Here is a 12,356-nt window from a genome sequence, read left to right on the forward strand (position 1 = left end):
CTTAACTTTTTAAGATCAGCTTTAACCTCAGCTGGTTTTGTAATTATAGCTTTTGCCTATAGCCACTAAGAGTATGGTTAGCCGCTTGTACCTCTTGGTCTTGAGCCACTTTGCTTTGCTTCGATTGCTTGAGTGTCGCTAAGATGTCGGTACTGACAGTACTGACAGCTGCACTCTGAGCTTTAGACTCAGTACTATCAGACTCAGTATCATTACCAGCTGTCGACTTCGTAACCGTGAGCTTAGTAGGGATTGCTATAGCTTTTTCTGTAGCCGCCGCCTGTTCAGCTTTATTGATAGGGTCATCTGTTAAAGGTTCAATGCGATAGTGTGCTCTGTGTGCGGCGATAGCTACTGGCAGGATTTTTTGCGATGGGCGAGTTTGGTAATTGGGAAGCTGCAATTGTGCATCGGCTCTTAGACGATTGGCATCTTGCGCTATAAAAGCATCAGGGTTTTGATGTTGGATTTTCTTCATCACTGCTTGTACGTCGATATTGTTTTGCACAGCGATCTTTTTAGCGATGCTCCATAAGCTATCATTACGTTGCACATCATAGCTTATAGTAATTGTTTGGTTATCAGGCGCTATATCTTTTGGCACAGCCGTAGCGGAACCGTTACTGACATTGGCAGTACTAGCGCTAGGTATTTTAGTGCTGGGCATAGCTATGGCCAGTATTTGCGCATTAGCCATCGCAGAGCTAGCTACTGAGGGGCTGGACGAAGCGAATAAAGGCGGCGGTGCTCCCCGTTTGACAGCTAAGGTTTGCGCTGTATGATCACTAACTACAGATAGATTATTCTTTTGTGCTGTGGCTGTGGCTTGGTTAGGTTGCCTAATCGCTACGCTTTTATGCAATGGCATCAGTAAGGTCTTAGGTATGATATTGCGTTGGCCTTTCTCATTGATAGACAACACTACATCAGCAAAAGGCTTAGAGACAGGCTGCGTGGTGCTAATCACCATGGTACCCGCATCAGCAGAAGTGGTGACAAAGTGTACAGACATGGAGTCCGTTGGGATGAGCCCCAGTTGTTGATAAACCACGGGATTTGCCAAACTAGCAGAAAAGTCTTCAGTGTGAATATCAGTAACTGAAATAATAGCTACTAGAGGTTGATATTGCTCAGAGGTGACTACGATCTTGCCTAGAGTCGCCGCTTGCGCTGTAGCTAACGATAGCGTAGCGCTAATGGAGTAGAGCAACCCGGTCGCTAGCGTTTTATGTACAGCCGTTAAATGGATATTGGTTAAGCGCTGAGGTAAATGCCAAGACATGCTTAACCCTTTTATAATAAGTGATAATGACTTTAAGTACGGAATATAAGTAATGACTATAAGTAATTATCAATAGTAAGCTATTATCATTACTATGACAACAAAAGCTGACTTTTATCTGGTTAAAACCTAGTGTAGCTAATTTGCATAATTTATATAAAGCAACTATATTTATATATAGCAACTAGGGATTAAGCTTATTATTCAAAGGGTGCAATACTTTTTTACTAATTTTTGTTGCCCTGTTTATGGTTTTATTTGCTTATGATTGGCTAATAATATTTATTTAGTAACTAATATTTACCGTTTTTTGTCCAGTAACATGGCATCACCATAACTAAAGAAGCGATACTGATGCTCGATAGCATGTTGGTAGGCTTGTTCTATAGCGGCTTTGCCAGAAAAAGCGGCGACTAACATTAGCAAAGTCGATTTAGGTAAATGGAAGTTAGTCAGCAAGCGATCAATCACCCCAAAACGGAAGCCTGGATAAATAAATATATCAGTATCTCCTGACCAGCTAGCTAGCGCCTCGCCATTCTGTGTAGTCTGCTGATAAGCGCTTTCGAGAACCCGAGCTACCGTAGTTCCAATGGCGATAACTTGCTTGCCATTAGCATGAGTTTGATTGATCAGCGCTGCGGTATCTTGCGGCAGATAGGCATACTCGCTATGCATAGTATGGTTGAGCAGATTGTCAGTTTTGACCGGCGCAAAAGTACCAGCCCCGACATGTAGGGTGACAAAAGCAGTATTAATGCCTTTGTCGCTGAGCATAGATAGTACTTTTTCATCAAAATGTAAACTGGCAGTAGGAGCGGCGACGCTAGCAAGCTTGGCTGGGTCATGAAACACAGTCTGATAACGAGTATTGTCAGTTTCGTCAGCATGGCGCTCAAAGTACGGCGGTATCGGTAGCTCTCCGTAGCTTTCTAAGTCTGGCAAAATAGGCGCGGCAAAAGCCAAGATAAATAGGTTCTCTTGACGTCCGAGCATAATGCATTGCATCTGATCATCAGCTAAAGATAAGCTCTGACCTAGTTTTGGCGCTTTGCTGGCTTTGACATGGCAAAGTGCGACATACTGCGGTGTTTCTAACGGTTTATCTGCATCAGCGATAGTGCTTTCTAACAGCTTTTCAATAGCAGCGCTATCCAATAAACGCTCGATCAACACTTCTACCTTACCGCCAGTATCTTTACTACCGAACAGCCTTGCTTTCATCACTTTGGTATCATTAAATACTATTAAGTCGCCAGCATTCAATAGTGAGGCCAGCTCAGTAAATAGATGGTCTTCTATCTGTATGCTAGCGTCAGTAGTGGCTGGCAAGTACAGCAACTTAGAAGCTGAGCGCTGGGCTAGGGGGTAGCGGGCGATTAAGCTATCCGGCAGCTCATAATCATAATCAGCCACACTTAAGTAGTCTAGAGGAGCTGAATCAGGATTGTTAGCACAGGTTTTGGGATCAGAAGTTACAGAGTTAGAAGCAGTCATAAGAGTCAGTAAGTAGAGGAGTATTTTGGCGTAATTGTAGCAGAAAGCACCAGCAAAGGGAGTAGATTACGCAGGCTATTTATCTAACTATATCTGCCTTTACTTGTCGGCATTGGCTGGCTGATTTTAACGGTTTTAATCAGTGCTTAATCTACAACCAGTTGCAGTGTTGCAGTGTTGCAGTAGGCATGATCTTCCTATGACCAGAATGCTACTATTAAAATAGCCTGAGTAAAATAGCCTAAGTAGAATTATACAAGCTATAAATTAGTCAGTTGCAATAGCAAGGCGCTATTCGAATAAATCCAATTGCGCTAAGGTCTGCGTCGCTGGAGCTAACGATGAATAAGTAACCCCTACTAAGCGAATAGGCAAGTCACGTGGGATATCAGCAAACAGTTTGTTGAGCCAGTAGTGAGCAGACTCAGCACTATCAAACGCTGTTGATAAAGTATGCGAGCGGGTTATTTGACTGAAGTCAGCATATTTAATCTTAAGGGTGATAGTGTAGGCAATGAGCTGTTTATTATGCATTTGGGTATAAGCATCAGCGTTTTGCTCATAAATCTGTACTAGCAGCGCTTCATCAAGGCTTAGATTATCTTGAAAGGTAGTCTCAGAACCAACTGATTTGTGCTGACGTTCAGCCTTAACTGGACGCTCGTCGCGACCATGAGCGATATCATGATAAAACTGGCCACGCTTGCCAAATTCATTAACCAACACTACCGCTGACGCACGGCGCAGATCGGCTCCGGTACTGATATTCATCGCATGTAAACGCTTAGCGGTAGCTTTACCAATACCATGGAAGCGCTCGATTGGTAGCGAACTAATAAAGGCATCAGCATCGCTAGGGGTAATGATTGCCGTGCCATTAGGCTTATTAATATCAGAAGCGATCTTAGCTAGCATCTTATTAAAAGATACCCCAGCCGAGGCGGTGAGCCCAGTATGCTCTAGTATCTGCGCTCGTAACCAATTGGCCATTAGAGTCGCTGAGCCGTGATGGACTTGTAGCCCAGTGACATCGATATAAGCTTCATCCAAAGATAGAGGCTCTACTAACGGGGTAAGGCTATGCATAATCGCTCGGATATCAGCACTAACTGCACGATAAACTTCAAAGCGTGGACGCACAAATAGTACTTCAGGACAGCGCTTACGTGCCTCATAACAAGACATCGCTGAGCGTACGCCAAATTTACGCACTTCATAACTAGCGGCTGCAACTACACCACGTCCTTTAGGATCGCCGCCTACTACTAATGGCTTACCACGCAGCTCAGGAAAATCGCGTTGTTCGACGCTAGCGTAAAAAGCATCCATATCAAGATGGATAATCTTACGCTGAATTGGCATTACTAAGTTTGTATTAACCAAGTCTTGGTTAACTGGATGGGCATCAAAGGTCATAATTACTATTTTAACGGATATAGGACCGTCTTTTAATAGGAGATTTATTATGTAGCCTGCTATTGAGTCATATATTTGTATGGCTTTTGATTTTACTCTGGTTATTGATGATCGGCTTTTTATAGCAACGGATTATGGCTTGAGCTTACCGCCCAATCGGTCAGAGGCAGTAGATGAGGGTGTTAGCTCTGGGGCTACTTTAGAAGACGGTACAGTTGTACCGACCCTTTCAGTCTCTACAATAAACAACCAACAGCAAAATATAAAAAAGCCAGACACCATAAGTATCTGACTTTTTATAATTATTTAGCTGATCCTAACACTCGTCTTCCTAAGATAAGGTTAGTTCAGACTAAAGTTTTAACTCAGCGGTTAAGGGTTACTTTTTCATTGCCAGATAGTCTACTGCTAATTGGCTAAGAGCTTTAGTACCCACCTTAAATGAGGATTCATCGGCATAAAAGTAAGGAGAGTGGTTAGTAGGTGCTTTGCTAGCATCTTGTCCCACTGGCGTTCCCCCTAAGAACACAAACAAACCAGGGACTTCGTTGGCATAAAATGAGAAATCTTCAGAACCTGTTAATTTAGAGACTTCAATGACGTTATTTTTACCGGCTACGTTTTGTAAGGTAGGTAACATTTTAGTCGTTAACTCTGGATTGTTGATAGTGACTGGATAACCCTCGATGATTTTAACGTCTGCTTCTGCACCTGAAGATTTTGCTATATAAGTCGCGGTGGTTTTAATTTTTTCAAATATCTGTTGGCGATTATCCATATCAAAATTACGAATAGTGCCTATCATGTCAACTTTATCAGGAATGATATTATCGCGTACGCCGCCTTGTATTTTACCGAACGAGACAATAGCAGGCTCTTTAGTGATATCAATTTGACGGCTGACGATATGGTTCATGCCAGTCACAATTTGCGCTGCTGCGGCAATAGGATCAACCCCGCCCCAAGGTGCTGAGCCATGAGTTTGCTTACCATTCACTGTGATCTCAAAAGTGTCTACACTAGCCATGATAGGACCACTGCGATAACCAATTTGACCGCTGTTTAGGCTCGACATAATATGCAGTCCAAAGGCAACGTCTGGCTGATATTTTTTGAATATGCCTTGTTTTAACATGAGCTCAGCGCCGCCTTGTTCTCCTTCTGGAGCACCTTCTTCAGCTGGCTGAAACACAAACATAATGTTGCCATGCAACTCGTTTTTTACCCCTGCTAGTACTTCAGCGGCCCCCATTAGCATAGCCACGTGAGTATCATGTCCGCAGGCATGCATCACGCCTACCTCTGATCCTTGATAGATAGCCGTTTTGGTTGATTTAAAAGACACATCTGTTTTTTCGGTAACAGGTAGTGCATCCATATCGGCCCGAAGCATTACGGTAGGTCCTGGTTTTGACCCTTTTAAGATACCTACAACCCCAGTGTAGGCTATGCCGGTTTCAACTTCCATCCCCAGGGATTTCAGGTGTTTGGCAACAATGGCCGCAGTACGAGTTTCTCTATTACTGAGTTCGGGATTTGAATGTAAATCACGACGCCATTCAATGACTTTTTTTTCTACTTTTTTGGCCTCTTTATCGACATTGATAGTAGCGTTAGCACTAAACGTGCTGCAGGCAACACAGCCGATAGCTAATGATAATAAAGCTCTTTTCATATTTATTCCTTCCTTGGTTGGCGCTCGAGTTAAAAGCTTAGTATTATTTACTCTATAGTGAGGTTAACAGACTTAGTAAGGAGGTTATAGCGTATCGATCACGCTATGCTAGCCTTAATTAGCAGCAATGAAGCCTCGGCTATAATGTTAACAATTTGATCGTCATATGTATTGAAATAATTTAAATATTTGCAGTGAAATATATATAGGATTACTTTATGAATAACACTCTATTTGATGACTTTGTGCAAGCACAAGATAGTGTTTACCCACAAGTAATAGCAGAACTAACCCAAGGTCGCAAACGTTCGCATTGGATGTGGTTTGTTTTTCCGCAGCTTTTAGGATTAGGTCATAGTGCCATGGCTAGACGTTTTGCTTTAGACAGCCTAGCGCAAGCACAAGCCTACTTGCAGCATGAAGTACTTAGTGGGCGATTACTGCAGTGTGCTGAGCTGTTATTAACGCATTCTGATAAAAGCGCTTTAGAAATTTTTGGTAGCTCTGATAACTTGAAGTTGCATTCTTCATTAACGCTATTTGCTTTAGCCGCTAGTAAAGGCTCGGTTTTTGAGCAGTTGTTGCAGCAGTTCTTTGCTGGGTCATATGATAAAAGAACCCTAGCCTTGTTAGGACGATAATAAAGCGCTATAACCAAATGTAGCTATTTTTTAATTACAGCATGTTGACCCCTCACAAGTAGACACTGCTGATAGCTAAAATTACTTTAGTCTAAGTAAAAATCGGATGCAAATGCCTGGGCTAGCTTTTATAACGGATAGAGTGATATTAGCATCAATCTAACAGGCCAATAGGCCAACAGATAAAAATAAGAACAGGACTTTTTTGCCGCTACTTTATGACAACTATTCCCTTATAAGACTCGTCTAGAGAGTTTTAACTGACTACTGTTATAAAATCAGCGCCTAACAATAGTCTCTGCTAAAAAGGTGTCAGTGTTGTGGTCGAAGGTTCAATATGCTCTATTACTATTATTCACTCGGATCAGCGCCCGGCGGGAACTCATGACGTAGCTGGGCGACATCAGCAGCAGTGACAGTATCAGTAAAGCCATTTAGATCGCTATGCACATACTGAGTAACCGCTGCTATTTGCTGATCATTCATCATGCTGTGAAAGGAGGGCATACCACGTAGGCCATTAATGACTACACTGATAATATAGTATTTTGATAGCATTTTGCTGTTGTTAGCTAGCGGTGGGTAGTAGCCCGCCCCTTGTGCCCCTTTGCCATCAGCCATGTGACAGCCTGCACAAGAATCATTATAGAGCTTTTTACCATCCGTACTAAAAAACCCAGTTTTGCCCTGTAAGCTGCCTTCGAATTTGATTAACCAAGGTTGCAAGTCAACATCTTCTGCCATTGTTGATAGCGAGCTGACATCGACAATATTGCCCCTTGGCTCTCTGAGCTCTTCTTTAGAGCTATAGACTGCGCCCCAGGCTCCATTATTGCGACTGGCTTGATTATCAAACCTCACTTGCGCAGCTTGTAGATCGGCTAGGGTAGCAGTGCTAGCAGCGGCTTGGTCTTTGCTATAGCGACTACAGCCCGATAAGGTGGTGACACCTAACCCTACTATTATTATAGATGTAGCAAGCAAGTTTGGTTTTATCATCTCTATCTCCCCTTCTAAGGCCTCTATTATTGCGTCAATATGGCTTTTTAGCTCAATATCTTTTTATCTCAACAGCTTTGCAGTTTAATTGTTTTTAAATCAACGGTTTTTAACGTTACTGCTATTAAGCTGTCAGTTTTTAGCTAAAGGCTACTACTGACTACTAGCCAATACTTTTTGCGCGTTGATGCAAACGGGTGGCAGCATCCATACCAGATAGTATCGCCCCTTCCTGCCAAGCCGGAATATGCGAGCAATGCTCGCCTGCCAAAACGATACGATGATCGATAGCACACAAAGTATTGTAATACTGATCACGACTTGACTCACTCCAAATACCATAACAGCCGAGTACCCATGGGATACGATGCCAAGCTACTGAAGTACCAGAGCGGAACTCTTTGGGATATTGTGGATGAATGTATTTGCCATATTGCAGTGCTGCGTCGATGCGCTGTTTAGGATTGAGAGTATTAAATTTATAAGACGCCTCACCAAATCCATAAGCACCTAGTAGCACTCCTGAGCCAGTAGTAAACATATCTTGTGAAGGATAAGATATCTGGGTAATGGGCATATCGGTATAGCTGATACCACCATAAATCCACTCGTCCTCTTCCCAAAATCGACGTTTAAATTCTAAGCCTACTTTATAGGAGGTGTCATAAGGCACGGCTGCCATAGCTTGTTTCATCGGTGCTGAAACATTGATGTCTATTTGGGTTAACACTGACAATGGAATGGTACAAATACACCAATCGGCACGTACGTTTTTTGACAGTCCATCAAGATTATTGCTATCGACATAATCGACGCTGACACCGCTATCATCCTGCTCGATTTTGGTGACTTTTGCATTGAACTCGATCATATCACCACATTCACGAGTGAAAGCATCACCGATTTTCCCCATACCACCGACTGGCTGAAACATCGCTGGTTGATGGACTTGGACGGTATAATTATTATAAATATCGGACCACATTCCTGAATTCAGTAACTTGTCTCTAGGTATGGGTGTCGATGGCTGAGCATCTGGCATCAGACCACCACCCGGATAGACACTATAGCCACGGTGCTTGCTAGTTTCGTGGCTCTTGACATAACGGTAATTATTATCCAGAACCCCCCAACCTTTTAGACCTTCTAACAGCTTTTCTTTATCCTCTTTATTGACAGCATTATCAAGGCTACCGACATTCACCGCTTTAGATAGTAGCTCTGAGACATAACCACGGATATCGCTTTGTACTTCGCCCAGACGCTGCGGTGCGCCATTGAAATGATTGGTACGGTGTAAGTAGGCACGATCGTTAGTTTGAATAAACGGCTGTAGTGCAACGCCAAACTTTTTGCAATAGTGAAATACTGCGTAATGGTGAACGGGTAGGCGCCAAGGTCCGCCATTGAAGTAGTTGCCCTTTTTAAAGTCGCAACTAACCTCGCTACCGCCTAACTCAGTATATTTATCACCGCTATTGAGCGTCCAACTGCGGCCACCACCACGATTTTGGAACTCAAGCACAGTTACTTTATAGCCCGCTTTACGTAGCTCATAAGCAGCGGTAAGGCCAGCCAAACCAGCGCCAAGTATGACGATACTAGCACCAGCAGGCGCGCCTTTTAGCTCGATCTGGGTTTTAAAACTAGACTCAGCAGCAAACCCTAGCGTAGTCATCGCCTGATACATAGCGGTTGCCCCAGCCGTTTTACCGATCATCGCTAGCAATTGCCGCCGTGTGGGCGCTTGAAATAGGTGGTTCATTGTTTATCCTTGTTATAGAGCATTCGTCCATGACTGCAAATACTGACTTATTTCATTACTTTTTTTACCTCATCAGCAGTAACCTTACTGCTTTGCAGACCACCTATGTTCACTCGCACGTAATTGGTGATATCAGCAATCTGCGCATGAGTTAATTCTTTAGCGAAGCCGGGCATTTTTGGAGCGGTATTTAGCGCCCCTTTAGCGCCATAAGCGATGACGTTAATCAAAGCATCAGGTTTGGCTCGGCGAAGGCTACTAAGACCGACGATAGAAGCGTAACGGGCGTCGGGTTGGGCGTAGCCATCGACGCCATGACAACTGGCACAAGCGGCAAGATATAGTGACTTGGGCGAGCTGCTATCAGTAGGACTATCAGTAGCACTATTAGCGGTATTAATTTTTGCTTTAGTGTTGGCTAAAGTTTGAGCCAAATAGTCTTGTTGTTGTATTAAGTCATAACCAATAGAGCGGCTTATGGGACTTGGCAAACGTGCGAAGTTCACAGGTAGCAAGTCGTCGTCGGTTTGGATAGCAGGAACGACTTTTAGGTAAGCGGCCATCGCAGCCAAATCTTCATCGGTTAGATAACGAGTGCTATGGGCCACTGCTTCGGCCATTGGTCCACCCGCATAAGCGCGTTTATCCAACATGCCAGTACGGAGATAAGTGACGATATCTTGCTCGCTCCAGCGCCCGATGCCACTGTCGTTATCAGGAGTAATATTGGGTGCGTACCACTTACCTAATGGCGCACCAGATAGGTATTTTTTCTTATTTAAACCTTGAGTAAGATTGCGCGGCGTATGACAAGTACCACAGTGCTCAGCATTATTAACGAGATATTCTCCATGTTGCTGGGTTGCGGTCAGCCCTGAGCGATTGTCAGTAGAGGGCACGTTGATCAGATTCCATGCCAGCATCAAAGTGCGGATATTTAGCGGAAACGGTAGATGAGTGGTTTTTTCAGGGGCGGCTTCTACGGGCGGTACGGTTTGGAAATAAGCGAATAGCGCCTTGATATCTTCGTCGTTCATACCATGATAGGACGGATAGGGCATAGCTGGATAAAGCTGATGGTTAGGCGCACGGCCTTTTTGTAGCGCTTTTTTTAGATCTGCTTCAGTATAGTTGCCGATGCCATAGAGCTTAGAAGGGCTAATATTGGTTGAATAAATATTGCCAATAGGCGTTTCGATCGCTACGCCGCCACTATAGTCTTCGCGATGACAAGCCATGCAATCAGCAGTGCGCGCTACATAAGCACCACGATTTGCCAAATCGCTATTAGCTGGACTGACACTAGGTAGGCTAATAGCTGGGCTAGTATTGAGCAAACTCGTATTATAAAGGCTGGAGCTAACAGAGCTTGCGCTATCAGCCAGCGCAGCACTGGATACTATACTAAGTAGCATTGCTGACAAGAGTGCAGAAAGTGCAGTCATAATATCCTTATAAAACTGGCTAGTACTACGATGTTGATGTGGTTACTGTCATAAAGCTATTGCCTGATGGCTTTGACTTGAATGTTTAAAGTGAGGTCTTTAGTAATACCAAATAAAGTGTATTTCTTAATATTCCATTTGGTGCGGTCAATAGTGGCGGTAAAACCACCCGCACAGACATCCTTGTTAATGGTAGTGCTCAAAGCACAGTTGAACTTAGTGGCTTTTAGACTGATAGGATGAGTCTCACCATGCAAGGTAAGGTTGCCATCAATTTGGGTAACCTGTGTACCTAGTTTATTATCGTTAAAGTGCCAGTGGGTTGAGGTAAAAGTAGCAGAGGGAAAGCGTTGCGTATCAAAAAAATCTGCACTAGTGAGCTTTAGATTAAAAGCTTTATTACCAGTATCTAAAGACTTTATAGGAATAATAAGGGCGACACTGCCGGTTCTTAATAGTGCATCGTATTGCAGCTGACCCTTAACGTTATAAAAGCCGCCAGTAGTGACAGAAGTTTTGAGATTATCAATAGCGAAGCGTACGTTAGTTTGATTAGAGTCAATGACATAGTTGGCAGCATGACTATTGCTAAAACTAGTTAGCATCACTACCAGCATCGCTAATCGCTTACCCAATAGTCCTACCATAGCTATATTCCATTATTAATTTTTTATACACTAAGTACTTTATTGCTGAAGGTAGGCTTTATTATTTATTGAGGATAAAAATCGTTCTTATAACCATTTTATATACTATTTTTCAAGGGTTTAGTAGCTGTATTTTATAATATTTTTATCGTTTTGCTTGTGACTTTGTAAGCTGGCTATTAGTCATGTTAACCAACTGGTTAAAGCTGGTTTTAAAAAATCCAACAGCTAATGCACAAGTTAAAGTCCATGACAGCAGCATCGATACTAAGGTATGACTAAAAAAGTGATCACCAATGCTCATTTTATATAAGCCCATACTCCAGCCTAAAATAGTGACGGTGATAAGAATTCTGCTTCGATAGCGCTGCAAGCTAGGTAAGTATGCCAAGCCATATAAGGCAAATCCGGCGCTGGCATGAGCGGCTGGAAAGCACTTTGCTGGCGTTTTAGCGAGGATGTTTTGCCAAATATTTAGATAAGCTAAGTCGCCATTGAATAGAGTTAGATTGTTGGGACAGCTGACATGAGTGACGCCTTTGAGAGTGCCAATAATGCTAGGGACTAAGATGATGACAAGCAGTAAATAACTGATTTCACGGCGGGGTAACCACGTAAATATTTTGCTAGGCAATGATCTAGCATTATTAGGATCAGCATAAGCAGAAGGACGTCGGTTTCGCCAATAACTATAGAGTAAGCTTAGGAGTAAGTAGACCCCGAACAGTATGAGTGACGCTTTAGGAAAGTCGTAGAAGATAAATCGATAAGGCTGTTGGCCTTTTGCCAGCAACCAGTGTCCATTAGAATAAAAAAGCTGACTGATATTAATATCTAATTGGCTGTGTTCTAAGGTTAAAGTTGCGATTATAGTTAAGCCCAATAGTTTGAGCCAAAGCCAGTCAGTTGAATTAACTTTTAAGGTCATTGATATCTCGTATTACAGTCATTTAGTTGCGCCAGCTTTCGACAGTCTTTGATCCTTTGCG

General features: G+C 43.0%; 11 protein-coding genes. 2 read left to right on the forward strand and 9 right to left on the reverse strand.

Going from position 1 to position 12,356, the window contains the following annotated elements; genetic code table 11:
- Nucleotides 1-43: 43 nt before the first annotated feature.
- The 3 genes from KZA12_RS01100 to dinB form a co-directional block, all read right to left on the reverse strand.
- Nucleotides 44-1,282: a FimV family protein gene (locus KZA12_RS01100; protein WP_218688919.1), complete on the reverse strand. Its 1,239-nt coding sequence runs from the start codon at nt 1,280-1,282 to the stop codon at nt 44-46.
- 300 nt (nt 1,283-1,582) lie between these two features.
- On the reverse strand, nt 1,583-2,779 hold the full coding sequence (gene queA / locus KZA12_RS01105) for a tRNA preQ1(34) S-adenosylmethionine ribosyltransferase-isomerase QueA (protein ID WP_218688920.1): 1,197 nt from the start codon (nt 2,777-2,779) through the stop codon (nt 1,583-1,585).
- Nucleotides 2,780-3,070: 291 nt separating this feature from the next.
- Complete coding sequence (gene dinB, locus KZA12_RS01110; RefSeq protein WP_256932790.1) at nt 3,071-4,141, reverse strand: DNA polymerase IV; 1,071 nt, start codon at nt 4,139-4,141, stop codon at nt 3,071-3,073.
- 133 nt (nt 4,142-4,274) lie between these two features.
- On the opposite strand from dinB, the gene KZA12_RS01115 reads away from it, so the two are divergent.
- Nucleotides 4,275-4,487 carry a hypothetical protein gene (locus KZA12_RS01115; protein ID WP_218688922.1) on the forward strand — a complete coding sequence of 71 codons (213 nt, stop codon included), beginning with the start codon at nt 4,275-4,277 and terminating at the stop codon, nt 4,485-4,487.
- Nucleotides 4,488-4,574: 87 nt separating this feature from the next.
- On the opposite strand, the gene KZA12_RS01120 is transcribed toward KZA12_RS01115, so the two are convergent.
- Complete coding sequence (locus KZA12_RS01120) at nt 4,575-5,870, reverse strand: M20 family metallopeptidase (protein ID WP_201622501.1); 1,296 nt, start codon at nt 5,868-5,870, stop codon at nt 4,575-4,577.
- A gap of 218 nt (nt 5,871-6,088) precedes the next feature.
- Between KZA12_RS01120 and KZA12_RS01125 the strand changes: the two genes are divergently transcribed.
- The gene (locus tag KZA12_RS01125) at nt 6,089-6,511 is read left to right on the forward strand and encodes a DUF1810 domain-containing protein (RefSeq protein WP_218688923.1); all 423 of its coding nucleotides are present in this window, start codon (nt 6,089-6,091) and stop codon (nt 6,509-6,511) included.
- A gap of 351 nt (nt 6,512-6,862) precedes the next feature.
- Here the strand turns inward: KZA12_RS01125 and KZA12_RS01130 are convergent, their stop codons facing one another.
- The 5 genes from KZA12_RS01130 to KZA12_RS01150 form a co-directional block, all read right to left on the reverse strand.
- Nucleotides 6,863-7,516, reverse strand: a complete 654-nt coding sequence (locus KZA12_RS01130; RefSeq protein WP_218689156.1) for a cytochrome c — start codon at nt 7,514-7,516, stop codon at nt 6,863-6,865.
- A 157-nt stretch (nt 7,517-7,673) separates the two neighbouring features.
- The gene (locus KZA12_RS01135; RefSeq protein ID WP_218688924.1) at nt 7,674-9,275 is read right to left on the reverse strand and encodes a flavin monoamine oxidase family protein; all 1,602 of its coding nucleotides are present in this window, start codon (nt 9,273-9,275) and stop codon (nt 7,674-7,676) included.
- A gap of 47 nt (nt 9,276-9,322) precedes the next feature.
- Nucleotides 9,323-10,720 (reverse strand): cytochrome c, encoded by a 1,398-nt coding sequence (locus KZA12_RS01140; RefSeq protein WP_218688925.1) that lies wholly within the window; start codon nt 10,718-10,720, stop codon nt 9,323-9,325.
- 56 nt (nt 10,721-10,776) lie between these two features.
- Entirely contained in the window at nt 10,777-11,367 is a 591-nt protein-coding gene (locus KZA12_RS01145; RefSeq protein WP_218688926.1) for a YceI family protein, read from the reverse strand.
- Between the two features lie 145 nt (nt 11,368-11,512).
- Nucleotides 11,513-12,295 (reverse strand): PAP2 family lipid A phosphatase, encoded by a 783-nt coding sequence (locus tag KZA12_RS01150; protein ID WP_218688927.1) that lies wholly within the window; start codon nt 12,293-12,295, stop codon nt 11,513-11,515.
- Nucleotides 12,296-12,356: the final 61 nt, after the last annotated feature.

Origin of the sequence: Psychrobacter sp. BF1 (assembly GCF_019279065.1) — a bacterium.
GTDB classification, from domain to species: domain Bacteria; phylum Pseudomonadota; class Gammaproteobacteria; order Pseudomonadales; family Moraxellaceae; genus Psychrobacter; species Psychrobacter urativorans.